Origin of the sequence: Amycolatopsis thermalba, from assembly GCF_023376025.1 — a bacterium.
Lineage (GTDB): Bacteria > Actinomycetota > Actinomycetes > Mycobacteriales > Pseudonocardiaceae > Amycolatopsis_E > Amycolatopsis_E thermalba.
In genome coordinates, this window is the sequence record NZ_CP091196.1 from 3702022 (window position 1) to 3726683 (window position 24662).

Annotated in this window: 31 protein-coding genes and 1 riboswitch; of the genes, 19 read left to right on the plus strand and 12 right to left on the minus strand. The window is 72.8% G+C overall.

Going from position 1 to position 24662, the window contains the following annotated elements; all coding sequences use genetic code 11:
• Nucleotides 1-45: 45 nt before the first annotated feature.
• Nucleotides 46-1347, plus strand: a complete 1302-nt coding sequence (locus L1857_RS17795; RefSeq protein ID WP_094009179.1) for an MFS transporter — start codon at nucleotides 46-48, stop codon at nucleotides 1345-1347.
• Nucleotides 1344-2765, plus strand: coding sequence for a pyridoxal phosphate-dependent decarboxylase family protein (locus L1857_RS17800; RefSeq protein WP_249465673.1), 1422 nt, complete (start codon nucleotides 1344-1346; stop codon nucleotides 2763-2765). The genes L1857_RS17795 and L1857_RS17800 overlap by 4 nt, the downstream gene beginning before the upstream one ends.
• 420 nt (nucleotides 2766-3185) lie before the next feature.
• Here L1857_RS17800 and L1857_RS17805 read toward each other — a convergent pair whose 3' ends face one another.
• The 4 genes from L1857_RS17805 to mrf are packed head-to-tail and all read right to left on the minus strand — an operon-like array spanning nucleotide 3186 to nucleotide 5861.
• A complete protein-coding gene (locus tag L1857_RS17805; protein ID WP_094005287.1) occupies nucleotides 3186-4235 on the minus strand; it encodes a GTP-binding protein in 1050 nt (349 codons plus the stop codon).
• Nucleotides 4232-4390: a 50S ribosomal protein L32 gene (gene rpmF / locus L1857_RS17810; RefSeq protein WP_094005288.1), complete on the minus strand. Its 159-nt coding sequence runs from the start codon at nucleotides 4388-4390 to the stop codon at nucleotides 4232-4234. Before rpmF ends, L1857_RS17805 begins: the two co-directional genes overlap by 4 nt.
• Nucleotides 4390-4638 carry a type B 50S ribosomal protein L31 gene (locus L1857_RS17815; RefSeq protein ID WP_116113399.1) on the minus strand — a complete coding sequence of 83 codons (249 nt, stop codon included), beginning with the start codon at nucleotides 4636-4638 and terminating at the stop codon, nucleotides 4390-4392. Before L1857_RS17815 ends, rpmF begins: the two co-directional genes overlap by 1 nt.
• Complete coding sequence (gene mrf / locus L1857_RS17820) at nucleotides 4635-5861, minus strand: ribosome hibernation factor-recruiting GTPase MRF (protein WP_249465674.1); 1227 nt, start codon at nucleotides 5859-5861, stop codon at nucleotides 4635-4637. The genes L1857_RS17815 and mrf overlap by 4 nt, the downstream gene beginning before the upstream one ends.
• Before the next feature lie 50 nt (nucleotides 5862-5911).
• Between mrf and rpmB the strand changes: the two genes are divergently transcribed.
• Genes rpmB through cobA form a run of 6 tightly spaced genes read left to right on the plus strand, consistent with a single transcriptional unit; the run spans nucleotide 5912 to nucleotide 8565 of the window.
• A complete protein-coding gene (rpmB, locus tag L1857_RS17825; protein ID WP_094005291.1) occupies nucleotides 5912-6148 on the plus strand; it encodes a 50S ribosomal protein L28 in 237 nt (78 codons plus the stop codon).
• On the plus strand, nucleotides 6148-6312 hold the full coding sequence (rpmG, locus tag L1857_RS17830) for a 50S ribosomal protein L33 (RefSeq protein WP_017988077.1): 165 nt from the start codon (nucleotides 6148-6150) through the stop codon (nucleotides 6310-6312). The genes rpmB and rpmG overlap by 1 nt, the downstream gene beginning before the upstream one ends.
• The gene (rpsN, locus tag L1857_RS17835; RefSeq protein WP_116113404.1) at nucleotides 6312-6617 is read left to right on the plus strand and encodes a 30S ribosomal protein S14; all 306 of its coding nucleotides are present in this window, start codon (nucleotides 6312-6314) and stop codon (nucleotides 6615-6617) included. The genes rpmG and rpsN overlap by 1 nt, the downstream gene beginning before the upstream one ends.
• A complete protein-coding gene (gene rpsR / locus L1857_RS17840; protein WP_094005293.1) occupies nucleotides 6614-6862 on the plus strand; it encodes a 30S ribosomal protein S18 in 249 nt (82 codons plus the stop codon). Before rpsN ends, rpsR begins: the two co-directional genes overlap by 4 nt.
• A gap of 49 nt (nucleotides 6863-6911) precedes the next feature.
• Nucleotides 6912-7298 carry an ankyrin repeat domain-containing protein gene (locus L1857_RS17845; RefSeq protein WP_094005294.1) on the plus strand — a complete coding sequence of 129 codons (387 nt, stop codon included), beginning with the start codon at nucleotides 6912-6914 and terminating at the stop codon, nucleotides 7296-7298.
• 37 nt (nucleotides 7299-7335) lie between these two features.
• Nucleotides 7336-8565, plus strand: coding sequence for a uroporphyrinogen-III C-methyltransferase (gene cobA, locus L1857_RS17850; protein WP_094005295.1), 1230 nt, complete (start codon nucleotides 7336-7338; stop codon nucleotides 8563-8565).
• On the opposite strand, the gene L1857_RS17855 is transcribed toward cobA, so the two are convergent.
• Nucleotides 8553-9380 (minus strand): alpha/beta fold hydrolase, encoded by an 828-nt coding sequence (locus tag L1857_RS17855; RefSeq protein ID WP_116113411.1) that lies wholly within the window; start codon nucleotides 9378-9380, stop codon nucleotides 8553-8555. The two genes, cobA and L1857_RS17855, sit on opposite strands and share 13 nt — an antisense overlap.
• A 68-nt stretch (nucleotides 9381-9448) precedes the next feature.
• Here L1857_RS17855 and L1857_RS17860 point away from each other — a divergent pair, with 68 nt between their 5' ends.
• Both L1857_RS17860 and L1857_RS17865 read left to right on the plus strand, forming a co-directional pair.
• Entirely contained in the window at nucleotides 9449-10291 is an 843-nt protein-coding gene (locus L1857_RS17860) for a crotonase/enoyl-CoA hydratase family protein (RefSeq protein WP_094005296.1), read from the plus strand.
• A gap of 11 nt (nucleotides 10292-10302) precedes the next feature.
• On the plus strand, nucleotides 10303-12006 hold the full coding sequence (locus tag L1857_RS17865) for an AMP-binding protein (RefSeq protein WP_249465675.1): 1704 nt from the start codon (nucleotides 10303-10305) through the stop codon (nucleotides 12004-12006).
• Nucleotides 12007-12040: 34 nt separating this feature from the next.
• On the opposite strand, the gene L1857_RS17870 is transcribed toward L1857_RS17865, so the two are convergent.
• Complete coding sequence (locus L1857_RS17870) at nucleotides 12041-12487, minus strand: hypothetical protein (RefSeq protein ID WP_240323364.1); 447 nt, start codon at nucleotides 12485-12487, stop codon at nucleotides 12041-12043.
• Nucleotides 12488-12643: 156 nt separating this feature from the next.
• Here L1857_RS17870 and L1857_RS17875 point away from each other — a divergent pair, with 156 nt between their 5' ends.
• From L1857_RS17875 to L1857_RS17905, 7 genes are all read left to right on the plus strand, one after another.
• On the plus strand, nucleotides 12644-12847 hold the full coding sequence (locus L1857_RS17875; protein ID WP_094005298.1) for a hypothetical protein: 204 nt from the start codon (nucleotides 12644-12646) through the stop codon (nucleotides 12845-12847).
• Between the two features lie 737 nt (nucleotides 12848-13584).
• A complete protein-coding gene (clsA, locus tag L1857_RS17880; protein ID WP_094005299.1) occupies nucleotides 13585-14196 on the plus strand; it encodes a cardiolipin synthase ClsA in 612 nt (203 codons plus the stop codon).
• 58 nt (nucleotides 14197-14254) lie between these two features.
• Nucleotides 14255-14638: a glycine cleavage system protein GcvH gene (gene gcvH / locus L1857_RS17885; protein WP_094005300.1), complete on the plus strand. Its 384-nt coding sequence runs from the start codon at nucleotides 14255-14257 to the stop codon at nucleotides 14636-14638.
• A gap of 104 nt (nucleotides 14639-14742) precedes the next feature.
• Nucleotides 14743-15207, plus strand: coding sequence for a glycogen accumulation regulator GarA (gene garA / locus L1857_RS17890; RefSeq protein ID WP_017988089.1), 465 nt, complete (start codon nucleotides 14743-14745; stop codon nucleotides 15205-15207).
• Nucleotides 15204-15953 (plus strand): transcriptional regulator FtsR, encoded by a 750-nt coding sequence (ftsR, locus tag L1857_RS17895; RefSeq protein ID WP_162831004.1) that lies wholly within the window; start codon nucleotides 15204-15206, stop codon nucleotides 15951-15953. Before garA ends, ftsR begins: the two co-directional genes overlap by 4 nt.
• 247 nt (nucleotides 15954-16200) lie before the next feature.
• Nucleotides 16201-16674 (plus strand): bifunctional nuclease family protein, encoded by a 474-nt coding sequence (locus tag L1857_RS17900; protein WP_017988091.1) that lies wholly within the window; start codon nucleotides 16201-16203, stop codon nucleotides 16672-16674.
• Between the two features lie 375 nt (nucleotides 16675-17049).
• On the plus strand, nucleotides 17050-17616 hold the full coding sequence (locus tag L1857_RS17905; RefSeq protein WP_094005301.1) for a MerR family transcriptional regulator: 567 nt from the start codon (nucleotides 17050-17052) through the stop codon (nucleotides 17614-17616).
• Nucleotides 17617-17658: 42 nt separating this feature from the next.
• Nucleotides 17659-17759: riboswitch (glycine riboswitch) on the plus strand.
• Nucleotides 17760-17921: 162 nt separating this feature from the next.
• On the opposite strand, the gene L1857_RS17910 is transcribed toward L1857_RS17905, so the two are convergent.
• Nucleotides 17922-18284 (minus strand): nuclear transport factor 2 family protein, encoded by a 363-nt coding sequence (locus L1857_RS17910; protein ID WP_094005302.1) that lies wholly within the window; start codon nucleotides 18282-18284, stop codon nucleotides 17922-17924.
• Between the two features lie 124 nt (nucleotides 18285-18408).
• On the opposite strand from L1857_RS17910, the gene L1857_RS17915 reads away from it, so the two are divergent.
• On the plus strand, nucleotides 18409-19173 hold the full coding sequence (locus L1857_RS17915; protein ID WP_094005469.1) for a helix-turn-helix transcriptional regulator: 765 nt from the start codon (nucleotides 18409-18411) through the stop codon (nucleotides 19171-19173).
• Between the two features lie 91 nt (nucleotides 19174-19264).
• Here L1857_RS17915 and L1857_RS17920 read toward each other — a convergent pair whose 3' ends face one another.
• On the minus strand, nucleotides 19265-19951 hold the full coding sequence (locus tag L1857_RS17920; protein ID WP_249465677.1) for a substrate-binding domain-containing protein: 687 nt from the start codon (nucleotides 19949-19951) through the stop codon (nucleotides 19265-19267).
• A gap of 85 nt (nucleotides 19952-20036) precedes the next feature.
• Here L1857_RS17920 and L1857_RS35410 point away from each other — a divergent pair, with 85 nt between their 5' ends.
• Complete coding sequence (locus L1857_RS35410) at nucleotides 20037-20168, plus strand: hypothetical protein (protein WP_275895889.1); 132 nt, start codon at nucleotides 20037-20039, stop codon at nucleotides 20166-20168.
• Between the two features lie 392 nt (nucleotides 20169-20560).
• Here the strand turns inward: L1857_RS35410 and L1857_RS17925 are convergent, their stop codons facing one another.
• From L1857_RS17925 to L1857_RS17940, 4 genes are all read right to left on the minus strand, one after another.
• The gene (locus L1857_RS17925) at nucleotides 20561-21421 is read right to left on the minus strand and encodes a 3-methyladenine DNA glycosylase (RefSeq protein WP_116110167.1); all 861 of its coding nucleotides are present in this window, start codon (nucleotides 21419-21421) and stop codon (nucleotides 20561-20563) included.
• Nucleotides 21421-22464 (minus strand): hemolysin family protein, encoded by a 1044-nt coding sequence (locus L1857_RS17930; protein WP_094005304.1) that lies wholly within the window; start codon nucleotides 22462-22464, stop codon nucleotides 21421-21423. The genes L1857_RS17925 and L1857_RS17930 overlap by 1 nt, the downstream gene beginning before the upstream one ends.
• A complete protein-coding gene (locus tag L1857_RS17935; protein WP_094005305.1) occupies nucleotides 22461-23795 on the minus strand; it encodes a hemolysin family protein in 1335 nt (444 codons plus the stop codon). Before L1857_RS17935 ends, L1857_RS17930 begins: the two co-directional genes overlap by 4 nt.
• 191 nt (nucleotides 23796-23986) lie before the next feature.
• Nucleotides 23987-24580, minus strand: coding sequence for a TetR/AcrR family transcriptional regulator (locus tag L1857_RS17940; protein ID WP_094005306.1), 594 nt, complete (start codon nucleotides 24578-24580; stop codon nucleotides 23987-23989).
• Nucleotides 24581-24662 lie beyond the last annotated feature (82 nt).

Here is a 24662-nt window from a genome sequence, read left to right on the forward strand (position 1 = left end):
CGGTGACACGATGCGGGCGATCATCGGGGTGTCGATCGGAGGACCATGGTCGCCCTACCGGCCAAGACCAGGCTCGGCTACTCCGCCGGGTCGTTCGTCACCGGCGCGTTCGGCACGGTGCCCGGCCTGCTGCTGCTGCCCTACCTCACCGACACGATGGCGGTGCCGGGCGCGATCGCCGGGGCCATCGTGCTGGTGCCCAAGGCGTGGGACGTCCTGTTCAACCCGGTCGCCGGGCGGCTGTCCGACGCGAGCCTGAACCGGCGGGGCAGCAGGCGCCCGTTCCTGCTGTTCGGCGGGCTCGGCGTCGCGGTGCTGTTCGCGGCGATCTTCGCCCACCCGGGCTTCGGCAGCACCACGCTGGACGCCGGGTACGTGGTGCTCGCGTTCTTCCTGTGCGCCACCGCGTTCGCGTTCTTCCAGGTGCCCTACAACGCGCTGCCCGCCGAGCTGACCGGGAACTACCACGAGCGCACCCGCCTGACCAGCTGGCGCATCGGCCTGCTGGCGATCGCGATCCTGGTCTCCGGCGGCGGCGCACCCGAGATCACCAACCAGGTCGGCGGCGTCACCGGCTACCGCGTCATGGGCGTCGTGATGGGCGTGATCATGATCCTCGGCACCATCGCGGTGTACGTGGGCACCCGGACCGCGCCGGTGGGCAACCTGCGCCCGCCGACGCCGGGCTGGCGCGACCTGCTCGCGACGATGCGGCAGTGGCGCGCCTTCCGGTGGCTGCTGGGTGTCTACTTCGTCCAGTCGCTCGGCCTGGCCACGCTGCTCGCCGGGGTCAACTACGCCTCCCGGTACGTGTTCGGCGACGCGGACCTGCAGACGTTCCTGTTCGTCGGGTTCGTGCTGCCCGCGCTGGTGACCATGCCGCTGTGGCCGCGCATCGGCGCGCGCTGGGGCAAGCTGGCCGGCTTCCGGTTCGCCTGCATCGCCTTCGGCGTCGCGTGCGCGGGCCTGTGCGCCGCGCTGGTGGTGCCGGTCGGCGTGTCGTTCGTGTTCGTGGCCCTGGCCGGGGTCGGCTACGCCGGGATCCAGGTGTTCCCGCTGGCGATCCTGCCGGACCTGATCAGCGCCGAGGAGGAACGCACCGGCGCCACCCGGGCCGGCGTCACCGCCGGGGTGTGGACCGCGTCGGAGACCCTCGGCCTCGCGCTGGGGCCGGGCCTGTTCGGGCTGGTGCTGTCCGCGGGCGGGTACGTGTCCAGTGTGGACGCTTCGGCGGCGCAACCGGGCAGCGCGGTCACCGCGATCCTGCTCGGGTTCGCCCTGCTGCCCGGAATCCTCGTGGTGGCGGGCCTGCCGCTGCTGCGCCGGTCGATCCTGGAGCCGCGATGAAACCCGCCCGCGAGGTCCTGGCCCGGCTGCGCGAGCTGCGCGCGGCAGACCTGCCCACCCACGGCGGCCGCACCCTGGCCTACGTCTACGACAGCGGGCTGTCCGGTGTGGACGAGCTGGCCGCGCAGGCCCACGCGCTCGCCGCCGCCGCCAACGGTCTCGACCCGACGGCGTTCCCCAGCTTGCGGCGCCTGGAGAACGACCTCGTCGCCGCGACCGCCCGCCTGGTGGGCGGCACGCCGTCCACGGTCGGCGCGGTGACCTCCGGCGGCACCGAGTCGTGCCTGCTCGCGGTGCTCGCCGCGCGCGAGGGCCGCCCGGACGTCGCCGCGCCGAGCATGGTGCTGCCCTCGACCGCGCACGCCGCGTTCCACAAGGCCGCGCACCTGTTCCGGGTGCGGCCGGTCGTGGTGCCCGTCGACCCGGTCACCTTCCGCGCCGATCCGGACGCGATGGCGGCCGCCATCGACGACACGACGGTGCTCGTGGTCGCCAGTGCCCCGTCCTACGCCCACGGCGTGATCGACCCGGTCGCGCCGATCGCCGCCGCGGCCGCCGCGCGCGGGGTGCGGATGCACGTGGACGCCTGCATCGGCGGCTGGATCCTGCCCTACTTCCGCCGGCTCGGCCGCCCGGTGCCGGAGTTCGGGTTCGCCGTCGAGGGCGTCACCAGCGTCTCGGTGGACCTGCACAAGTACGCCTACGTCCCGAAGGGCGTGTCGGTGCTGCTGCACGCCGACGCGGATCTGCGGCGCGGGCACTTCTTCGCCAGCGCGGACTGGCCCGGCTACACGATGCTCAACAGCACCGTCCAGTCCACCCGCTCCGGCGGCCCGCTCGCCGCCGCGTGGGCCGTGCTGGAGCACCTCGGCGACGACGGCTACCTCGAACTCGCCCGGCAGACGCTGGCCGCGGTGACGACCCTGGCCGAGGGCATCAGGAGCGTCGACGGCCTGCGGCTGCTCGCCGAACCGGACTCGACGCTGATCGCGCTCACCGCCGGCGACGCGGGCTTCGACCTGTTCACCGTCGCCGACGAGATGCGGGCCCGCGGCTGGTACGTGCAGCCGCAGTTCGCCCACGAGTCCTCGCCGGTGAACCTGCACCTCACCGTCACGGCCGCGAACCGGGGTGGCGAGGCCGGGTTCCTGGCCGACCTCGCCGCGTCGGTCGCCGCCGCCCGGGACGCCGGACCGGTCACCGTGGACGAGAACGTGGCGGCGTTCGTCGCCGCCCTCGACCCGGACACGCTGACCGGCGAGCAGTTCGAGGGCCTGCTCACCGCGGCCGGCCTGGGCGGCGGGGCCGGGGTGCCGGACCGGATGGCCGGGATCAACGCCCTGCTCGGCACCGCCCACCCGGCGCTGAGGGAACGCCTGCTGCGCGAGTTCCTCGGGATGCTGTACCGGCCGGACTAGTGCGCCGCGTGGTCGTGCCGTTGTCCAGGTGGTGACGTCGGGCGTCGAAGGTAGGTGGCCGTCCGCCGCGGGAACCGCTTCACTTGCGATGCCGGGCCTGGTCGCCGGGCCCGGGAATGACCGCCTGGCTCGCGCGTCGGCGTAGGTCGCGGGGATGGTGCGGGAGGAGCTGGCCTTGCCGAGGACTCGGTGGCGGCGGGCGCGGCCGCTACCGAGGCGGGTACCCGCGGTTGGGACATCAGCGGCTCGGTCATCGGCGAGTCCCTGGCCCGACGGCGGTCAGGCCAGGGACCAGAGGGCGGCCGTTGCCCTCGGCCAGACGGTGTAGCCAGGTGGTCCAGCCGCCGCGGCCGGCCGCCGCTTCAGCACCACGTCCCAGGCGCCTTCGCCGACCAGGCGGCGATGCCAGGTCCAGAGACCCTAGTGCGCCGCGTGGTCGTGCACCGCCCAGGCGGGGAACGGGTCGGGACCCGCTTCCTCGCCGAGGCAATCCGCCAGCGCCGCCGTCAGTGCCGCGTGGTCCAGGCCCGTCCCGATGAACACCAGCTCCTGCCGCGCGGGCCCGCTGCCCTGCGGTTCGAACCGCGCCACCGAACCGGCCTGCGACCACAGACCCACCACGCCCGGACGGGACGCCAGCGCGAAGAACCCCTTGGCGCGCAACACCTTCCCGAACCGGCCGGAGTCCAGGTCCCGCGTCACGAACGACCACAGCCGGCCCGGGTGGAACGGCCGGTCCGCCCGGAACACGACACTGGAGATGCCGTACTCCTCGGTCTCCGGCACGTGGTCGCCGTTCAGCTCGGCCACCCAGCCGGGCGCCTGCTGCGCCCGTTCGGCGTCGTAGCGGCCGGTCCCGAGCACCTCCCGCACCGGCACGCGCCCGAAGCCGGCCCGGATCACCTCCGCCGCCGGGTTCAGCCGCCGCAGCAGCGCCTCCAGCCGGGCCAGCTCGCCGGGGCCCACCAGGTCGGTCTTGTTCAGCACCAGGACGTCGGCGAACTCCACCTGGTCGATCAGCAGGTCGCTGACCGTCCGCTCGTCACCGTCGTACTGGTCCAGCGACCGCTCGGCCAGGCCGTCCCCGCGGTCCAGCTCGCGGGCGAAGTTCACCGCGTCCACCACGGTGACCATGGTGTCCAGCCGCGCCCGCGGCAGGAACGTGAACGTCGCCGCGACCGGCATCGGCTCGGAGATCCCGCTCGACTCGATCAGCACGTGGTCGAAGCGGCCCTCGTCGCACAGCCGGCCCACCTCCTCCAGCAGGTCGTCCCGCAGGGTGCAGCAGATGCAGCCGTTGGTCATCTCGACGAGCCGCTCTTGCGTGCGCACGAGCGCGGCGTCGATGTTGACCTCGCTCATGTCGTTGACGACCACCGCGACCCGCAGGCCCTCGACGTTGCCCAGCACGTGGTTGAGCAGCGTCGTCTTCCCCGCACCGAGGAACCCCGACAGAACGGTGACCTTCACCGGGCCAGCCGGTGGAAGTGGCCGAGCAGCCTGCGCGGCACCAGCTGCTCCTTGCCGTCGATCACCACCGGCACCAGGTCCGGCTTGACCGCCTTCCACTGGGCGCGGCGGTGGCGGGTGTTGCTACGCGACATCTTGCGCTTGGGAACGGCCATCACTTCCGCCTTCCGTAGCGGCGGTGGAACTTCTCCACCTGGCCCGCGGTGTCCATGATCCGGCGCGCGCCCGTCCAGAACGGGTGCGACCACGCGCTGACGTCGACCAGCACCAGCGGGTAGGTGTTGCCGTCGCGCCACTCGATCGTCTTGTCCGAGGTGATCGTCGACCGCGTCAGGAACCCGTCCCCGGTCGCGGTGTCCTGGAACACCACCGGGTGGTAGTCGGGATGGATGCCCGGTTTCACTGCTTCTCCGTTCCGGACGTGACGTTCACGTCCTGCGTCTCGTCGGTTTCTTCGCACGGCTCCTCGTGCCAGGCGCCGAACGGGTCGTCGTAGGTCAGCCACTCCCGCTGCCCGGCGGCGAGCTCGGCGTCGGTGAGCAGCGCCCCGGACAGCGCCTCCTCGATCTCGGCCGGCGTGGCCTGATCGGTGACGACGAAGATCTCCGAGGCCCGGTCGCCGAACACCGGGTGCCAGCGCAGCGACGCCAGCGTCCGCCGCTCCGGGGACACGTCCGTCCACGCCGGACCGTCCGGCGCGTCCAGCCACGGCCCGGCGTGCCCGACGCCCAGGCCACCGCCGGCCGACTCCAGCCACAGCGCCATGTCCGGCTGGCTGGCCACCCACACCCGGCCGCGGGCGCGCACGACGCCGTCCAGCAGCACGTCGAGCGCGTCGTGCAGGCGCTCCGGGTGGAACGGGCGCTGCGCGGTGAACAGCAGCGTCGCCACGCCGCAGTCGGCGCCCAGCGGCGGCTCGCCGTGCAACAGCGGGCCGTGCATGTCGGTCACCTCGCCGCGCCGCGCGCCCGCGGGCACCTCGGCCAGGCGCGAGGTGCGCAACGCCGCCGGGGCGACGCGGTCGAGCACGGCCGCGGTCTTCGCGTCGGTCCAGGCGTCGGCGGTGCCGGTCAGCACGAGCACGTCGGCGAACTCGGCCTGCGACAACGCGACCTGCGCGACCGTCCGCTCGTCGTCCTGGCTGGCCTGCAGCCCGCGCTCCTCCAGGGTGTCGTCACCGGTGGCGTCGGCCAGCCAGGTGCCGCGGTCGAGCACCGTGTGCACGCCGTCGATCGTCACGAAGTCGCTCACCGGCCGGTCGCCGACGAGGACGTGCCGGATCGCCCAGCACACCGGCTCCGGCTCCATCGCCTCGTCCAGCCGCACCGCGATGTGCCGCACGCCGGGCGTGCCGGCCAGGCGGCGCAGCAGGGGGAGCAGGTCCTCCCGCAGGGTGCAGGACACGCAGCCGTGCGCGAGTTCGAGGACGGTCGTCTCGTCGCGGTCGCCCAGCTGCAGCCGCCGCCGCACGACCCCGCCGCGGATTTCGCGCAGGTCGTGGTGCACGACCGCGGTGCCGGGCCGGGCCGCGCGGACCTGCTCGGCGAGGTCCGCGGTGGCCGCCGGGACGAGGCCGCTGATCAGGGTGAGGGGCACCCGGGTGGTGCCGGTCGTTTCGGGATCCACGCGTTGTAGAGTAGTTGGTAATGAAAATCGATACCAACTAGGGAGGGTGGATGTCGGCGGTCTGCCAGGTCACCGGCCGCAAACCGGGCTTCGGCAAGCAGGTGTCCCATTCGCACCGGCGGACCTCGCGGCGGTGGGACCCGAACCTCCAGCGGCGCCGCTACTGGCTGCCCGCGGAGGGACGCTGGGTCACGCTGCGGGTTTCGGCGAAGGGCATCAAGACGATCGACAAGCGCGGCATCGAGGCGGTCGTCGCCGAGCTGCGCGCGAAGGGGGTGAAGCTGTAGTGGCCCGCAACGACGTCCGGCCGATCATCAAGCTCCGCTCGACCGCGGGGACCGGCTACACGTACGTGACCAGGAAGAACCGGCGCAACGACCCGGACCGGATGGTGCTGCGCAAGTTCGACCCGGTGGTCCGCCGCCACGTCGAGTTCCGGGAGGAGCGCTGATGGCGAAGAAGTCGAAGATCGCCCGCAACGAGCAGCGGCGTGCCGTCGTGGCCCGCTACGCCGAGCGCCGCGCGGAGCTGAAGGCGGTCGTGTCCTCGCCGCGGTCCACCGCGGACGAGCGGGCGGCCGCGGTGTCGGCGCTGCAGAAGCTGCCCCGCGACGCCAGCCCGACGCGGCTGCGCAACCGCGACACCGCCGACGGCCGCCCGCGCGGCTACCTCCGCAAGTTCGGGTTGTCCCGGGTGCGGCTGCGCGAGATGGCCCACCGCGGCGAGCTGCCCGGCGTGTCGAAGTCGAGCTGGTGAGCGCCGTGCCCAAGTACGTCAAGGAGCGGCCCGGCCGCCGTCGCCGCAACCTGCTCGCCGAGGCGGACGTGTCCGTTGTGGACTGGAAGGACGTGGACCTGCTGCGCAAGTTCATCTCCGACCGGGGCAAGATCCGCGCCCGGCGGGTGACCGGCCTGTCGCCGACGCAGCAGAAGCAGGTGGCCCAGGCGATCAAGAACGCCCGCGAGATGGCGTTGTTGCCCTACCCCTCGTCGGCGCGCTGAGGTGGTGCGGTGCGGGCCGGGTGGCCCGCACCGCACTAGGCTCGGCGTCATGAGCGAGCCCGATCCCGAACTGGTCGAGCTGTGGAGCCGCGTCTTCCAGATGGCGCGGGAGGGGCGGACCGAGACGCTGGCCGCCTACGTGGACGCCGGCATCGCGGTCAACCTGACCAACGACCGCGGCGACACGCTCGTGATGCTGGCGGCCTACCACGGCCACGCGGACACGGTCAAAGCACTGCTCGACCGCGGCGCCGACCCGAACCGCCTCAACGACCGCGGCCAGAGCCCACTGGCCGGCGCGGTGTTCAAGAACGACCCGGACGTGGTGAAGGCGCTGCTGGCCGGGGGAGCGGACCCGGATGCGGGCACGCCGTCGGCCGTGGACACCGCGCGCATGTTCGGCAATACGGAGTTGCTCACACTCCTGCAACCCTGAGGTGTCATCGGCGCTTCCGGCAGGCATGCTTGTCCGCATGCCCGAAGACCAGCACTACCTCGTCGGCCTCGATCTCGCCGGGCGGCGCGTGGTGCTCGTCGGCGGTGGCACCGTCGCCCAGCGCCGGCTGCCCCGCCTGATCAGCGCCGGGGCCGCGGTCGAGCTGATCTCGCCGTCCACCACGCCGGCCGTCGGCGGCATGATCGACGCCGGTGAGGTCGTCTGGCACCAGCGCCGCTACGCCGACGGCGACCTCGACGGCGCCTGGTACGCGCTGGCCTGCACCGACGACCCCGAGGTCAACGCCGCGGTCTGCGCGGAGGCCGAGCGGCGCCGGATCTTCTGCGTGCGCGCCGACGCCGGCATCGAGGGCACCGCGGTGACCGCCGCGGTCGGCCGCCACGAGGGCCTCGTCGTGGGTGTGCTGTCCGGCGGCCAGCCGCTGCGCTCGGCGGCGGTGCGCGACAACATCGTGGAGGCCCTGCACACCGGCGCGATCGCCGGCGATCTCACCCCGCCGGACGCCACCGAGCTGCCCGGCGTCGCGCTCGTCGGCGGCGGCCCGGGCGATCCGGAGCTGATCACCGTCAAGGGCCGCCGTCTGCTCGCCCGCGCCGACGTCGTCGTCGCCGACCGGCTGGCCCCGCGTGAGCTGCTCGACGAGCTGCCCCCGGACGTCGAGGTCGTGGACGCCGCCAAGATCCCCTACGGCCGCGCCGCGAGCCAGGAGTTCATCAACGCCACCCTGATCGAGCACGCCAAGGCGGGCAGGTTCGTGGTCCGCCTCAAGGGCGGTGACCCGTACGTGTTCGGCCGCGGCTTCGAGGAGCTGCTCGCCTGCGCCGAGGCCGGGGTGCCGGTGACGGTGGTCCCGGGCATCACCAGCTCGATCGCCGGGCCGGCGGCCGCCGGGGTCCCGGTCACCCACCGCGGGGTCGCGCACGAGGTCGTCGTCGTGTCCGGGCACGTCGCGCCGGACCACGAGAGCTCGCTGACCGACTGGACGGCGCTGGCGAAGCTGCGCGGCACGATCGTGCTGATGATGGGCGTGGAACGGCTCGGCCAGTTCGCCGCCGCGCTGCTCGACGGCGGCCGCCCCGCCGACACGCCGGTCGCGATCGTGGAGAACGGCACCATGCCGGCCCAGCGCGTGCACCGCTTCACCCTGGCCACCGCGGCGGAAGACGCCAAGGCCGCCGGGGTGCGCCCGCCCGCGGTGATCGTGATCGGCCCGGTCGCCGGCCTGCTGCCGGATCAGCTCCGGTAGCAGCGCCGCACGAAGTCCAGGATCGCCGCGGTCAGCCGCTGCGGGTCGAACCGCAGCTCGACCGGGCTGCGGGCCTGCACGAACTCCGCGTGGGGCAGGTCGGCGGCGAGGGTGTCCGCGTCGCCGAACGGGTGAATCGGGTCGCGCTGGTGCCCGATCACCAGCGCGGGCACCTCGATCCGCCCGCGCACCGACCGCGGCGGGGCGATCCGGCCGAAGAACACGCCGTGCAGCAGCGCGGCCATCGACGCCGGGCGCTGGTCGAGGGTGTCGGTGACGACGTCGACCCACTGGCTGCCCTGCGGCACCAGCCCGGCCACCTTCGCCACCGCCTGCACCCCGAACGGCACGAACCGCGCCGCGAACAGCAGCGGCGTGAACGCCAGCAGCCCGGCGACGATCGCGTTGTCCAGCACCGGCATCTCCACCACGATCCCGCGCAACCGCTCCGGCGCCTTCACCGCCACCTCCAGCGCCACGTTCGCGCCGAGCGACGTCCCGCCGACCACCGCGCGGCCGACGTCCAGGTGGTCCAGCAGCGCCACCACCTGGTCGCCGAACGCCGGGATCGAGTAGTGCCACGACTCGCGCGGCCGGTCGGAGTCGCCGTGACCGAGCAGGTCCAGGGTGATCACCCGGAACCCGTCGGCGGCGAGACGGCGCGCCAGCGGCGCGTGCATCCGCCGGGTGAACATCAGGCCGTGGGCCAGCACCACGACCTGGTCGCCGGTGCCGAACTCGGTGTAGCAGAGCCGGTGGCCCTCGAAGGTGAACGCGGCAGCCAGTCCGGTGGTCTCCAGGGGACGGGTCAGCATGACGATCAGCAAACCATCCCGCGCGGGCTTGTGCGCGCGAATGCGTCCGGATGCGTCAAGATGGCCGCATGACTGACACCGCCGACAAGCTCCCGGACCTGGTTTCGCTCGCCGTCGAGCGCACCGGCCCGGTCGCCCGCGTCACCCTGCTCGGCCCGGGCAAGGGCAACGCGATGGGCCCGGACTTCTGGCGCGAGCTGCCGATCGTGTTCCGCACCCTGGACGCTGATCCCGCGGTCCGGGCGATCGTGCTGACCGGCAGCGGGAAGAACTTCTCCTACGGCCTCGACCTGCCCGCGATGATGGGCGGGTGGGCGCCGCTGCTCGCCGGGGACGCCCTGGCCGGCCCGCGCACCGAGTTCCTCCGCGAGATCCGCGTCCTGCAGGACAGCGTCACCGCGGTCGCGGAGTGCCGCACGCCGGTGATCGCCGCCGTGTCCGGCTGGTGCATCGGCGGCGGGGTCGACGTCATCGCGGCCGCCGACGTGCGGCTGGCCAGCGCGGACGCGAAGTTCAGCGTGCGCGAGGCGAAGGTCGCGATCGTGGCGGATCTGGGCAGCCTGCAGCGGCTGGCCGGGATCATCGGCGAGGGCCACCTGCGTGAGCTGGCCCTGACCGGCAAGGACATCGACGCGGCCCGCGCCGAGCGGATCGGCCTGGTCAACGACGTGTACCCCGATCAGGACGCGGTGCTGGCCGCGGCCGAGGACCTGGCCCGCGAGATCGCCGCCAACCCGCCGCTGGTCGTCCAGGGCGTCAAGGAGGTCCTTTCGCTCAACACCGAGCGGCAGGTCAGCGACGGGCTGCGCTACGTCTCCACCTGGAACGCGGCGTTCCTGCCCAGCAAGGACATCCAGGAAGCGGTGCGGGCGTTCATGGAGCGCCGCGCGCCGGAGTTCACCGGCGAGTGAGGAGGAACGCCATGAGCAACACCGCTCACCAGCGGTTCCGCGAGGCGCGCGACTTCCTGCTGGCGCACCGCGAGGACTACGACACCGCCTACCGCGAGTTCGCCTGGCCGCGGCTGGACGAGTTCAACTGGGCGCTGGACTGGTTCGACGTCGTCGCCGCCGATCCGGCCAACGCGGAGAAGTACGCGCTGTGGATCGTCGAGGAGGACGGCGGCGAGGGCCGCTGGACCTACCCGGAGATGTCCCGCCGCTCCAGCCAGGTGGCCAACTGGCTGCGCGGGCTCGGCGTCCGCCGCGGCGACCGGCTGATCCTGATGCTCGGCAACCAGGTCGAGCTGTGGGAGACCATCCTCGCCGCGATCAAGCTGGGCGCGGTGATCATCCCGGCGTCGACCCTGCTCGGGGCGGCCGACCTGCGCGACCGGGTCGACCGCGGCAACGCGCGGCACGTAGTGGTCCGCTCGGCCGACACCGGGAAGTTCGCCGACGTCGCCGGGGACTACACCCGCATCGCGGTGGGGGAGCCGACCGAGGGCTGGCACTCCTTCGCCGACGCCTATTCCGCGGAGGAATCGTTCACGCCGGACGGGCCGACCGCCGCGGCCGATCCGCTGCTGCTGTACTTCACCTCGGGCACCACGGCCAAGCCGAAGCTGGTGCAGCACACGCACGTGTCCTACCCGGTCGGGCACCTGTCCACGATGTACTGGATCGGCCTCGAACCGGGCGACGTGCACCTCAACATCTCCTCGCCCGGCTGGGCCAAGCACGCGTGGAGCAACGTGTTCGCGCCGTGGAACGCCGAGGCCACGGTGTTCCTGTACAACTACACGCGCTTCGACGCCGGCGCGCTGATGGCGCAGATGCAGCGGTGCGGGATCACCAGCTTCTGCGCGCCGCCGACGGTGTGGCGGATGCTGATCCAGGCCGACCTCGGCGCGCTGGAGACGCCGCCGGTCAAGGTGGTCGGCGCGGGCGAGCCGCTCAACCCGGAGGTGATCGACCAGGTCCGCAAGGCGTGGGGCGTGACCATCCGGGACGGGTTCGGCCAGACCGAGACCAGCGTGCAGATCGCCAACACGCCCGGACAGGAGGTCAAGGCCGGGTCGATGGGGCGTCCGGTGCCCGGCTTCCAGGTGGTGCTGGTCGACCCGGTGAGCGGGCAGCCCGCCGAGGAGGGCGAGATCTGCCTCGACCTGACCGAACGGCCGGTGGGGCTGATGGTCGGGTACGCCGACGACGCCGACCGGACGGCGGACGCGTTCCGCGGCGGCTACTACCACACCGGTGACGTCGGGTCGGTCGACGAGAAGGGCTACATCACCTACGTCGGGCGCACCGACGACGTGTTCAAGGCGTCGGACTACCGCATCTCGCCGTTCGAGCTGGAGAGCGTGCTGCTGGAGCACGAGGCGGTCGCCGAGGCGGCGGTGGTGCCCGCGCCGGACCCGATCCGGCTCGCGGTGCCCAAGGCCTACGTCGTGCTCGCGGCCGGGCACGAGCCGGACGCGGCCACCGCGGAGAGCATCCTGGCGTTCTGCCGCGAGCACCTGGCGCCGTACAAGCGGATCCGGCGGCTGGAGTTCGCCGAGCTGCCCAAGACCATTTCGGGCAAGATCCGCCGCGTCGAGCTGCGCGGCAAGGAGCAGGCGTCGCCGGAGTCGCGCCCGGCGGGCGAGTTCCGCGAGGACGACTTCCCGGGGCTCAAGGGCTGAGGACGGGCCGCCCCCGGTTCGTGGCCGGGGGCGGCTACTCCGCCTCGGTGACGCGGGCGAAGACGGTGTCCTCGCCGCGGCTGCACGTCGTGCCGCCCTGGGAGGCGGGCGGGCCGGACACGCACAGCCAGCCGTCCACGGTCTCGCCGACCGGGCGGCCCGACCCGGCCGGCTGCCGCCCGGCGATCGCCTGCTGGAAGCGGGTCACCAGGTCGGTGGCCTGACCGCAGCTCAGGCCGCTGGTCGTGGTGTCCATGACCTGGAGCGTCAGCCCGCTGGCGGCGCGCACGGTGCCGCACTCGTCCGCGCGGGCCCCGGCCGGGCTGGTCGCGGTGGTGCTGGTCGCGGTGGTGCTGGTGGTCGCGCTGGTGGTCGCCGGCGGTGGGCTCGATGCCGGCGCGACGTCCGGTGTATCGGTACAGCCGGCGAGGACACCGGCGGACAGGAGCAGCAGCGCCAGGGCGCGGCGGGGTGCGGTCATCAGTGGTTGCCTCCTGGATCCCGAAATTACCGTGACAGCGGCGAAATCGCTGGCAGGACGCGCCCGGCGAGGCTCCATTGTGGACGCTGATCCACCGGCCGGGTGAATGGTCGGCGGGAGGCTAACACTTCGGTCTCCTCGCGCGACTCCACAATCGTGTTGAGCACCGAAACCGCGACCGAGACGGACCCGCTCCCTACCGCCCCCTGCTCCGTGGTGTGGAGCCAGGGCCGCCCCTACGTCCTCGAGCCCGGCGCCGGGACGCTGCGCTGGGTGGGCACCGACCACCTCGGCCGCCCGCTCACCCTCAGCGGAGACGAACTCCGCCGCCGCGGCTGGACGCACCGCCGCGCGGGCTGACCCCGAAGGGGCGCCGGACAGAGGCGCCCCCGGCCCGCTGGCGTACCCCTCGCGCGCGCCGCGGAGCCTCGGATACACGCTTGCCCGGGCTCGTCCACCGTTGGCGGCGGCCGGCCGGCGAGATGCGGGCCGCGGCTCGGGGAGCTGGCGAACGCCTGGCGCGCCGCGGAGCCTCGGATGGGCCGTTGCCGCCCCGGCGACACGGACACCACCCGGAAGCTGGTGGAGTGCCTCCGGCGGCAGGACCGCCACGACCGCGTGTGCCGCTCGTCCGCCGTTGGCGGCGGCCGGCCGGCGAGATGCTGGCCGCGGCTCGGCCCGCCGACGCACGCCTGGCGCGCCACGCAGCCTCGGATGCGCGGTTGCCGCGCTCGCCCGCGTTGCGGCTGCGGGCCGCGCCTCGGGCGCTCGGGAACCAGCGATCCGGCTGGACCGACCTCTCGCCCGCCCGGGCCCACTCGGCTGGCCCGGCACGCACGATGCCCCGGGCCGGGCTGTCCGGCCCGCCCTGGGGGCCACCTGCCACCCATGAAGTGCACCGCCGGGCCGGAAACCCCTGTCCCGTCCGCCTTCGCGCTGCTCACCCGGCTGCCGACCGCCGCAGGTGCGTCCGTGACGAGCCGAGCCCGCCGCCACCCCGGCCGGCCCCCGTCCGCCCCTCCCCACCATCACCCCCGCGGTGCCCGCCTGGCCCGAAGGGGTGAACCCGCCCCCGCACCACCGATTAGGCTCATCCCGTGATCGAACCGCGCACCGAGACGGCCGAGCCCAGCCTGTTGCGGCAGGCGTGGACCGTGCCGAACCTGCTGTCCCTGCTGCGGCTGGCGGGCGTCCCGGTGTTCCTGTGGCTCCTGCTCGGCCCGAAGGCCGACGGCTGGGCCCTCGCGCTGCTGGTGTTCAGCGGCCTGTCCGACTGGCTGGACGGCAAGCTCGCGCGCTGGCTGGACCAGACGAGCCGCCTCGGGCAGTTGCTCGATCCGGCCGCCGACCGGCTCTACATCGTCGCCACGCTGGTCGCCTTCCTGGTCCGCGGCATCGTGCCCTGGTGGCTCGTCGCGGTGCTCGTCGGGCGCGAGCTGCTCGTCGGTGTGGCCCTGCTGGTCCTGCGCCGCCACGACTACGCCCCGCCCGAGGTCACCTACATCGGCAAGGCCGCGACCTTCGTGCTGATGTACGCCTTCCCGTTCCTGCTGCTCACGCAGGGCGCTTCGACCGCGGCCGCGATCGCCCGGCCCATCGCCTACTCCTTTACCGCGTGGGGCACCGTGCTGTACGTGTGGTCCGGCGTGCTGTACCTGCTGCAGACCTTCTGGGCGGTCCGGCGTGCCAGGGCGGGCGCGCGGATGTAAGACTGCGCGCGAGCATCGCGACGCCTCGCGCGAGCCGGGGCAGGAAAGGGGACGTGGAGTGTCCGCGCCAGAAGAGTTGCGCTACACGGAGGAGCACGAGTGGGTGGCCACCCGTGCCGACGACGTGGTCCGCGTGGGGATCACCGAGTACGCGCAGGACCAGCTGGGTGACGTGGTGTTCGTCGACCTGCCCGAGGCCGGCAAGTCGGTCACCGCGGGCGAGCCGTTCGGCGAGGTCGAGTCGACCAAGAGCGTGTCCGAGCTGTTCGCCCCGGTCGACGGCGAGGTCGTCGCCGTCAACGACGCGGTCGCCGACTCGCCCGAGCTGATCAACAGCGACCCCTACGGCGAGGGCTGGCTCGTCGAGATCAAGGTGAGCGACGCCGACGCCGTGGCGGGACTGCTCGACGCCGACGCCTACAACCGGCTGACCGCAGGCTAGGACCGCGTTTTGGGGGGAGCCGCGGGGGCCGAATCGATCAGGCACGGTACGTTGGCAGCCACAGGTTTTCAGCCAGCGACACATCAGTGGTGAGGAGAGCTCAGGTGAGCACCAACGACGGGCCCGGCGTTCCCCCGGAGCAGTCTCCGGAGCGGACCTCGGTCTTCCGGGCCGACTTCCTGGCGGACGTGGAGGGTCAGGAGGCGCCGACGCCGGAGCCTTCGGTCGCCGGTGTCGACGCGCTGCCGGCCGGTACGGCGTTGCTGGTGGTCAAGCGGGGCCCGAACGCGGGTTCGCGCTTCCTGCTCGACCGGGACACCACGAGCGCCGGGCGCCACCCGGACAGCGACATCTTCCTCGACGACGTCACGGTGTCCCGCCGCCACGCGGAGTTCCGCCGCGAGGGCGGGGAGTTCGTCGTCATCGACGTGGGCAGCCTCAACGGCACCTACGTCAACCGCGAGCCGGTCGACCAGGCGGTGCTCGCGGGCGGTGACGAGGTGCAGATCGGCAAGTTCCGCCTGGTCTTCCTGACCGGCCCGGGGCACGGGGGCCAGGGGGCGCGGTGACGGCTGCCGGGCGGCCACAGCGTGATGGACTGAGCATCGGGGCGGTACTGGCGCAGCTGCGCCCGGACTTCCCCGATGTCACCATCTCCAAGATCCGGTTCCTCGAGTCCGAGGGACTGGTCCGCCCGGGCCGGACCGCGTCCGGATACCGGCAGTTCTCCGCGGCGGACGTCGAACGGCTGCGGTTCGTGCTGGCCGCGCAGCGGGACCACTACCTGCCGCTCAAGGTCATCAAGGAACAGCTCGACGCGGCCGACCGCGGCCTGACCGACGGCCAGCCCCTCGGGAAACTGCCCCGCAAGCTGGTCCCGCTCCCGGCGACCCCGGGCGCGGGGGACGGCCTGCCCCGGCCCGACGACTTCGCGCCGGGCCGCGACGTCCGCCTGACCCGGGAGGACCTGCTCGCCGAGGCCGGCGTCGACGGCGGCCTGCTCGCCGAGCTGGAGCAGTACGGGCTGATCCGCCCCGGCGCCGCCGGGTTCTACGACCCGGACGCGGTGCTGGTGGCCCGCACGGTCCGCGCCATGACCGAGTTCGGCATCGAACCGCGGCATCTGCGCGCCTTCCGCTCGTCGGCCGACCGCGAGGTCGGGCTGCTCGAGCAGATCGTGCGGCCGGTGGCCCGGCACCGGGACGCGGACGCCAAGGCGCGCGCGGACGAACTGGCGCGCCAGCTCGCCGCGCTGTCCGTGACCTTGCACACGCTGCTGGTCAAAGCGGGCATCCGGGACGTGACGGACAGATGAGCGCGACCGGCCGGTCTGGATCTCCGCTGGTCGCGGCTCGCGACGGTAATGACATGGTTTCGGGGCTCCGCAGCGGGCCGCCGATGCCGTACCGTTGGTGATGGATTTGCCGGAACGGTCCATGCGACTGCCACACGGTTCCCGAAAGCGAGCACGGCGTCGGGATGGCGGGTAGCGTCGGAGATGTCGATGCGGGGCCCTCGGACCAGCGCTGCGGCCCGCGCACACGAGAGGGAGGCGAAGCCCGATGAGCGAAATGCGCGTCGTCGGCGTGCGGGTGGAGTTGCCCGCGAACCAGCCGATCTTGTTGCTGCGGGAGGCGCAGGGTGAGCGGTACCTCCCGATCTGGATCGGGTCCGTGGAAGCCACCGCGATCGCGCTCGAGCAGCAGGGCGTCCGCCCCGCCCGCCCGCTGACCCACGACCTCCTCAAGGAGGTCATCGGCGCGCTGGGCCGCGAGCTCGAGCAGGTCGTGATCACCGACCTGCGCGAAGGCACGTTCTTCGCCGAACTGGTCTTCGACGGCAACGTCCGGGTGTCCGCGCGGCCGAGCGACTCGGTGGCGCTGGCCCTGCGCGTCGGGGTGCCGATCCACGCGGTGGACGCGGTGCTCGACGAGGCCGGGCTCATCATCCCGGACGAGCAGGAGGACGAAGTCGAGAAGTTCCGCGAATTTCTCGAATCCGTCTCGCCGGAGGACTTCCGCGGCGCGGACACCTGACCGCCCGCCCTCCGGCGGCGCCGAAGGGGTCTTCCCGGCTCGAGCACCGGCCGGGAGGGCCCCTTCGGCGCGTTCCGGGGCCGCGCACGGTGCCGGCGGCGGAAAATTACCCGTCCGGGTAACCGTGGTCGGGGCGTCTTGACCGGTCAACTCTCGAGACACCGTCGAGGCGGGCCGCGCGTCGCGTTGACCAGGGGCGCGCCCACGCATACCGTCGATGGCGGTAAATCGCTTCGGTGTGATTCGGCCGCGGCGCGGTCACTGGGGCACAGTGCGGTCACGAGCGCGGGGCGGTTTACCACTGCCGCGGGTCCTGTCCAGGGCCCCGGGTGCTTGTTTCGACCGGCCGCACCGGCCGGGCGAGGGGAGGCATGCGTGGTCGACGAAAGGCCGGTTCAGGTCGTGCCCGGGGAGCAGGGTGAGCTCTTCCCGGACTCGTCCCTGCCTGACGAGCTGGTCGGATACCGGGGTCCCGCGGCCTGTCAGATCGCCGGCATCACCTACCGGCAGCTGGACTACTGGGCGCGCACCGGGCTGGTCGCGCCGAGCATCCGCACCGCCCACGGTTCGGGCTCGCAGCGGCTGTACTCGTTCAAGGACATCCTCGCCCTCAAGATCGTCAAGCGTTTACTCGACACGGGCGTCTCGCTGCAGAACATCCGCGTGGCCGTCGAGCACCTGCGCAAACGCGGTGCGCGTGACCTGGCGAAGGTCACGCTGGTCTCCGACGGCACCACGGTCTACGAGTGCACCTCGCCGGAGGAGATCGTGGATCTGCTCCAGGGCGGCCAGGGCGTGTTCGGGATCGCGGTGAAGGTGCCGATGCAGGAGATCAGCGGCACGATCCACGACTTCCCGGCCGAGCGCGCCGACGGTGGCGAGGTCGAATCGGTCGTACCCGACGAACTCACCCAGCGCCGCAACGCTCGCCGGACCGGGTGATCGTCCGGCCGAACCGGGGAGTAGGGTACTGATCGCGGTCGCCGAAGCCGCGCGGGAGAGACCGGGCCACCACCAGCGCGCCCGGCGCCGAAGGAGCAAATCCTCCCCGGAACCTCTCAGGCACCCTGGACCGCGCGGACGAGACGCCTCTGGAAAGCGGGCCGACGGGCACAACTCCGTCCGGCCCCGCCGAAGGTGCAAACCCGGCTCAACTCTCGGGTGAACCTCTCAGGCGCCCTGACGGGGCACGACAGAGTGGGGAGGGCCCGGAACTGGGGGTTCCGGGCCGGCCGGCGGCTTGCGCGTCAGCTGGGCACCTTGTCCAGGAATCCCAGCACCTGGCTGATGCGGCCGTTGTCGATCACCACCACGTCGAAGCCGATGACGAGCGGCTCCGCGGCACCGGGCGCGCCCAGGTGCCAGGTGAACCGCGCCTGGTCGTGGTGGCCGTCCACGGCGCCGCCGAGGCTGAAGGTCAGCCCGGCGAACTGCGCCTGCGCTCCGGCGACGAACCCGTCGATCCCGTCCGTGCCGCGCACCGCGCCCAGCGGGTCGGTGTAGGTGGCGTCCGGGGTGAACAGGTCCTCCACCAGCGCCCGGCGCTTGTCGGCGTCGGTCTCGTTCCACACGTCGATGTAGCGGTGGGCGAGGGTGGTGTAGTCGGACATTCGATCCTCCTGATGTGGTCGGTGTGACCTGATCACGATCTCCCGGAACGCGCGGCGCGTCGATTACGCCGGAGGTAATGGCGGCCGTGCCCCCGAACCCCGTAACTTCGCACGGGTGACGACCATGCAGCGCCCCGTGGGCGAGCAGTTGCGGAACTGGCGGGAACGCCGACGGCTGAGCCAGCTCGACCTCGCCCTGTCCGCCGAGATCTCCACGCGCCACCTGAGTTTCCTGGAAAACGGCCGGTCCCAGCCCAGCCGCGACATGGTGCTGCGCCTGGGGGAGCGGCTGGAGGTGCCGCTGCGGGAACGCAACCGGCTGCTGCTGGCCGCCGGCTACGCCCCGGTGTTCCCGGAGACCCCGCTGCCCGACGTGGGCGCGGCGCTCGACGCCGTCCGGCACCTGCTCGCCGGGCACGAGCCGTACCCGGCGGTGGTCGTGGACCGCAACTGGGACCTCGTCGAGAGCAACAGCGGCATCGCGTTGCTGACCGATCTCGCCGACCCGGCCCTGCTGGAGCCGCCGGCCAACGTCCTGCGGATCGCGCTGCACCCCCGTGGCCTGGCGCCGCACGTGATCAACCTGGGGCAGTGGCGGGCCGAGCTGCTGGGACGGCTGCGGCGCCAGGTGGAGATCACCGGGGACCCCGATCTGGCCGGCCTGCTGACCGAGGTGAGCGGGTACCCGTGCGACGATCCGGTGGACGAGGCGCCGGCCGGGTCGGTGTTCGTGCCGGTGCGGCTGCGCCGCGGGGACGCCGAGCTGACCCTGCTGTCGGTGGTCGCGACCTTCGGCACCGCGCTGGACGTCACGCTGGCCGAGCTGGTGATCGAGTCGTTCTACCCGGCGGACGCGGCCACCCGCGAGGTGCTCACCCGGTCAGCGTGACCACCGGCGCCCCGCACCGGCCCGGGCCGGTGCGGGGCGCCGGATCTGCCCGGTGCGGTGGTGGCCCGGAGGGCGGAGCCGGTCCGGGTCCTCAGGCGCCGGGGGTGAGCACCCGGGCGAAGTCGGCCTTCTGCGCGGGTTCCTGCAGGTAGTTGCGGAACACCTGGGAGGCGCGCTGCTGGACCTCGTCCACGGCGTCGGCGGTGAGCACCGCGCACGGGTAGTCGGCGGTGGGGGTGGTCGCCAGCGGTTCGGCCGGGGAGGTCAGCAGGGCGGGCCGGGCGGCGGTCAGCTGGGTGATCGTCGCCGTGGTTTCCGGGATCCACACGGCGGGCTGGCCGCCGATCGAGTCGAGGTTGCCGCGGCCGGTCAGGGCGAGCAGGACGCGCTGGTCGTCGATGGCCTGCACCCGGACGTGGACGCAGTGCGCGCGCACGACGGTCCTCGCCTGGTTCCACCGCTCGGCGGCGGCGGTCACCGCGGGCGCCACGGACGGGGCGGCGACCACGCTGAGGGTGGAGTCGCCCTCGGCGCAGGCGCTGGCCTGGGCCTCGGCGCGGCTGTTGAGGATGCTGTCGGCCCAGCCCCAGCCGAGGAGCCCCAGGACGAGCAGCACGACGAAGCTCGCGGCGACGATCGGCCACTTCGCGATGCCGCGCTTGGTCTCGCCGAGCACGCGGTGCGAGCCGGTCGCCTCCCCGGGCGGCGCGACGCGGTGCGAGCCGGTCGATTCGCCCGGCGAGGCCCGCCGGCGGCCGAGCTGGGGACGCCCATCCACCGCGAGGACCTGCCGGGTGCCGGCGCTCCGGCCCGCGCGGCCACGCCGCGAGCCCGACGCCTCACCCACCGCACGCTGGCTGCCAGTGAACTCAGCGGCGCCCGCGCGGCGGCTGCCGGTGGTTTCGGAGACGCCCACGGCGGCGCGGCGGCTGCCGGTGGTGTCGGCCGTGATCGCCCGGCGGCTGCCGGTGGTTTCGCCGGGCGCGGTGCGGTAGCCGGAGTCGAGGGCGCGGCGGCTGCCTGTCGCCTCACTGGGGGTGGTGCGGTAGCCGGAAGCCTCACCCGCTGCGCGGAAACCCGGCCGATAGCCGCTCCCGTCGACGGCGCCCGGAGTGCGGCGGCCCGTCGTCTCACCAGGAGCGTCCGGCACGCGCCGGTACCCGCTCGCCGGGCCGGGATCCACTGGGAAGGCCCCCACGACCTCGCCCGGCCGCGGCGCCGCGGTCCGAGTCTCAGGACGGCCGTGAGCGGGGTCGTCGCCCCTGCTGTGTCGCCCCATACGTGCTCTTCCTCAACTCTCCGTGTGCTCCGACAAACGATGTTCACCCTAACAGGGGTTCGCCGTTAGCGAAACGTGATGAACCCAAGAAAATCGCAGGACTGAGCGTTACCGCTCTGCTGCGAGCAGCGTCCGGCAGTGCTCGATCAGCCGAGTGCGCAGCGGGTCCGCCCGGGCCGCGAACGCCGCCTGGGCACGCGCGTACTCCGCGCGCCCCCGGGCGGTCTCGATCCGCACGGGGGAGTAGCCGAGCCCGGACAAATCGTACGGGCTGGCCCGCATGTCCAGCTCCCGGATCTCCACCGCCAGCTCGAAGCAGTCCGCGACCAGCTCGGACGGCACGAACGGGTCGAGCTTGAACGCCGCCCGGTACAGGTCCATGTTGGCGTGCAGGCACCCCGGCTGCTCCAGCTCCACCTGCCGCTCCCGCGACGGCTCCAGCGCGTTGCGCGGCCGCGCCGGCGGGGTGAAGAACCGGAACGCGTCGTAGTGTCCACAACGGAGCTCCAGCGACTCCACCACGGTGTCGGTGCCCGCCGGCCCGAGCCGCAGCGGCAGCTGGTTGTGCCGCACCTGCCCGGGCGGCTGCCGGTACACCATCGCCCACTCGTGCAACCCGAAACAGCTCAGCCGCGGCGCGCGGGACGCGGTGGCCTCCAGCAGCACGAGCAGCGCCCGCACCGTCGCCACCCGCTTGGCCGACAACTCGCCGACCACCACGCCCCCCTCGGCCTCCCGGAAACCCGGCCGCTCCAGGAACTCGCGGGCGCCCGCGAGCACCACACCCGGCCCCGGGCTCCACCGCTCCAGGTGCGCGGGGCGGTGCGGGTAGTACTGGAACAGGAAGTCGTGCACCGGGTGCTTCTCGCCCCGCGACCGGCGCTCCTGGTAGGGCACGGTCCAGCGGCGGACCCGCGCGACGTGCTCGCGTTCCCGGGCCCGCCACTCGTCCTCGGTCAGCACCCGCATCACGCCGTCACGTGCGTCCCGTCGCGCACCGTGCCCACGTACTCCTCGACCAGGTCCTCCAGCGCGACGACACCGATGATCGTGCCGTCGGCGTCCCGCGCGCGGGCCAGGTGGCTGCCCTCGCGCCGCATCGCGGACAGCGCCTCGTCCAGGCGGGCGTGCACCGGCAGATCGGTCAGCGGCCGCGTCCTGTCCGCCGGGACCGTGCTCCCCGCGGGCTCGCCGATCTGGTCGAGCACGTCCTTGACGTGCAGGTACCCGATCAGCTCACCGCCGGCCGACCGCAGCGGGTAGCGCGAGAAGCCGGTCGAGGACACCGCCGCCTCCACCTCGCCCACCGTCGGCGCGCTCGGCAGGGTGGTCAGCTCCGCGGTGGGCACCAAGACGTCGGCCACGGTCTTCTCCACCGACGACAGCGTCTGGCTCAGCCGCTCGTGCTCGGACTGCTCCAGCAGGCCCTCCCGGCGCGACTCGGACAGCAGCTCGGCCAGCTCGTCGGAGGTGTAGGCGGTCTCCAGCTCGTCCTTGGGCTCGACGCGGACCACCCGCAGCAGCGCGTTGGCCATGGCGTTGAGCAGCCAGACGAACGGGTTGGTGAGCTTGACCCAGCCCACGTGGATCGGCACCAGCCACAGCGCCAGCCGCTCCGGTTCGGCGATCGCGAGGTTCTTCGGCACCATCTCGCCGATCAGCACGTGCAGGACCGTGATGAAGGCCAGCGCGATCGCGAACGACACCGCGTGCAGCACCACGTCCGGCAGGCCGATCAGCTCGAACAGCCCCTCGAGCTGGTGTGCCACCGCCGGTTCGCCGAGGCGGCCCAGCAGCAGGGAGCAGATCGTGATGCCCAGCTGGGCGCCGGCGAGCATCTGCGACACGTGCCTGCTCGCGTTGATCACGATCCGGGCCCGGGTCTTGCCCTGCTCGAGCAGGGCCTCCAGGCGGTCGCGGCGCGAGGAGATCAGGGTGAACTCCGCGCCCACGAAGAACGCGTTGAGCAGCAGCAGGACGACGATCAGGAAGATGGCGAGCCCGTCGTTCACCGCGCCACCTCCGGCCGCGCCCCGGCCAGCGGCCGCAGGCTCACCTCGGCGATCCGCAGCCGGTCCATCGCGGACACGGTCAGCCGCCAGCCGTCGACCTCGGTGGAGTCACCCGGCTCGGGGATGCGGCCGAGCCGCTCCAGCATCAGGCCCGCGATCGTTTCGTAGTCGCCGTCGGGCATCCGGAACCCGGTGATCTCGGTGACCTCGTCGGCGCGCAGCTGCCCGGACACCAGCCAGGTGTCGGTGCCGACGCGCTGCGAGGACGGCGCCTCGCCGGTGTCGTGCTCGTCGCGGACGTCGCCGATGATCTCCTCGACCACGTCCTCCAGCGTCACCAGGCCGGCCGTGCCGCCGTACTCGTCGACGACCATGGCCAGCTGGAAGCGCGAGTCCCGCAGGCGGGACAGCAGCGCGTCACCCGGCAGCGACTCCGGCACGGTGGGCACCGGGCGCATCACCGAGCCGATCCGCACGGTGCCGCGCTCGGCGGCGGGCACCGCGAAGGCCTGCTTCACGTGCACCGCGCCCTGCACGTCGTCCAGGTCCTCGGTGTAGACCGGGAACCGCGAGAACCCGGTGCGCCGGGACAGCTCGACGAGGTCGTTGATCGTCTCGCCGACGGTCAGCGACTGGACCTGCACGCGCGGGGTCATCAGCTCCTCGGCGGTGCGGTCGCCGAAGCGCAGCGACTTGTCCAGCAGCTGCGCGGTCGAGGTGTCGAGCGTGCCGCTTTCCGCGCTGGTGCGCACGATCGAGCCGAGCTCCTGCGGCGAGCGCGCCGAGCGCAGCTCCTCCTGCGGCTCGATGCCGAACTTGCGCACGACCCAGTTGGCGCTGTTGTTCATCAGCGTGATCAGCCAGCGGAACAGCGCCGAGAACCGGGAGTGGTAGCCCATCACGGCCCGCGCGGTCTCCAGCGGCTTGGCCACGGCGAGGTTCTTCGGCGCCATCTCGCCCAGCACCATCGACAGGATCGTCGCCAGCAGCAGCGCGATGACCAGGGACGTGCCCGCGGCGAGGCCGTCGGACAGCCCGGCGCCGGTGAGCAGCGGGCGGACCAGGTTGCCGATCAGGGGCTCCGCGACGTACCCGGTGACCAGGGTGGTCAGCGTGATCGCGACCTGCGCGCCGGAGAGCTGGAACGACAGCGTCGAATGCGCCTTGCGGACCGTGTGGGCCCGTTTGTCACCGACCTGGCGGACGTGCGCCTCGACGGTGCTGCGCTCGAGGGCGGTGAGGGAGAACTCGGCGGCCACCGCGAGACCGGTGCCGACGGTGAGCAACACGAAGAAAACGACTCCGAGAACGGAGAGGAGCACTTCCATCATCGGCCATCACGGTCCTGAACCGGGCCGGGGAGGTGCTCGGGAACGCCGGGTTCGCCACCCGGCTTCGTACTGTCACCAGGTGACTGCGCGTCGCGCACGAAAGAAGTCACTCCTTGGGAGTTGGCTGAAAGTGTGCCGCCATGATACCCGCCCGCGCGTGCGCACGAGTGGTATCGGCGCTGGTGAGCGTGTCAGGACTCGGCGGCGGCCCGCGCCCGGTGCCGTCGCACGCTCTCCTCGACCAGGTCGAGCACCGGCCCGAGGTCGTCGGCGGGCAGGCCCATCGCCAGGTGCGAGACCAGGCCCTCCAGGACCAGCTCCAGGTACGCGGTGAGCACGTCCACGTCCACGTCGTCGCGGAGGTTGCCGGCCTGGCGCTGCCACTGCAGGCGCTGCCGGGTCGCGGCGGTCAGCTGCTGCGAGCGCTCGGCCCAGCGGCCGCGGAACTCCGGGTCGGTGCGCAGCCGCCGGGAGACCTCCAGGCGGGTGCCCAGCCAGTCGGCGGGGTGGTCGCTGCCCTCGGCGAGCAGGTCGCGCATCACCTGCACCAGGCCCTGCTGGGCCACGACGTCGGCCATCCGGGCGGCGTCCTCCTCCGCGAGGGCGAGGAAGAGTGACTCCTTGTCACGGAAGTGGTGGAAGATCGCGCCCCGGGACAGCCCGGTCGCTTCCTCCAGCCTGCGTACCGTGGCACCCTCGTAGCCGTACCGGGCGAAACAGACACGGGAACCGTCGAGGATCTGGCGCCTGCGCGCTTCGAGGTGGTCCTGGCTCACCCGGGGCATGGCTAGATCCTGACACCGGGTGCCCGGTTTTCGCAAACCGTACGTACTTACTGCAATTCTTCCGGATCTCCCGCGCCGTGGC

Excerpts from the sequence above, each read along its gene's own strand:
- L1857_RS17795 (WP_094009179.1), top strand. The coding sequence starts at position 46 with ATGGTCGCCCTACCGGCCAAGACCAGGCTCGGCTACTCCGCCGGGTCG.
- L1857_RS17800 (WP_249465673.1), top strand. The coding sequence starts at position 1,344 with ATGAAACCCGCCCGCGAGGTCCTGGCCCGGCTGCGCGAGCTGCGCGCG.
- rpmF (WP_094005288.1), bottom strand. The coding sequence starts at position 4,390 with ATGGCCGTTCCCAAGCGCAAGATGTCGCGTAGCAACACCCGCCACCGC.
- rpmB (WP_094005291.1), top strand. The coding sequence starts at position 5,912 with ATGTCGGCGGTCTGCCAGGTCACCGGCCGCAAACCGGGCTTCGGCAAG.
- rpsN (WP_116113404.1), top strand. The coding sequence starts at position 6,312 with ATGGCGAAGAAGTCGAAGATCGCCCGCAACGAGCAGCGGCGTGCCGTC.
- L1857_RS17845 (WP_094005294.1), top strand. The coding sequence starts at position 6,912 with ATGAGCGAGCCCGATCCCGAACTGGTCGAGCTGTGGAGCCGCGTCTTC.
- cobA (WP_094005295.1), top strand. The coding sequence starts at position 7,336 with ATGCCCGAAGACCAGCACTACCTCGTCGGCCTCGATCTCGCCGGGCGG.
- L1857_RS17855 (WP_116113411.1), bottom strand. The coding sequence starts at position 9,380 with ATGCTGACCCGTCCCCTGGAGACCACCGGACTGGCTGCCGCGTTCACC.
- L1857_RS17860 (WP_094005296.1), top strand. The coding sequence starts at position 9,449 with ATGACTGACACCGCCGACAAGCTCCCGGACCTGGTTTCGCTCGCCGTC.
- L1857_RS17865 (WP_249465675.1), top strand. The coding sequence starts at position 10,303 with ATGAGCAACACCGCTCACCAGCGGTTCCGCGAGGCGCGCGACTTCCTG.
- L1857_RS17870 (WP_240323364.1), bottom strand. The coding sequence starts at position 12,487 with ATGACCGCACCCCGCCGCGCCCTGGCGCTGCTGCTCCTGTCCGCCGGT.
- L1857_RS17900 (WP_017988091.1), top strand. The coding sequence starts at position 16,201 with ATGAGCGAAATGCGCGTCGTCGGCGTGCGGGTGGAGTTGCCCGCGAAC.
- L1857_RS17910 (WP_094005302.1), bottom strand. The coding sequence starts at position 18,284 with ATGTCCGACTACACCACCCTCGCCCACCGCTACATCGACGTGTGGAAC.
- L1857_RS17915 (WP_094005469.1), top strand. The coding sequence starts at position 18,409 with ATGCAGCGCCCCGTGGGCGAGCAGTTGCGGAACTGGCGGGAACGCCGA.
- L1857_RS17925 (WP_116110167.1), bottom strand. The coding sequence starts at position 21,421 with ATGCGGGTGCTGACCGAGGACGAGTGGCGGGCCCGGGAACGCGAGCAC.
- L1857_RS17935 (WP_094005305.1), bottom strand. The coding sequence starts at position 23,795 with ATGATGGAAGTGCTCCTCTCCGTTCTCGGAGTCGTTTTCTTCGTGTTG.
- L1857_RS17940 (WP_094005306.1), bottom strand. The coding sequence starts at position 24,580 with ATGCCCCGGGTGAGCCAGGACCACCTCGAAGCGCGCAGGCGCCAGATC.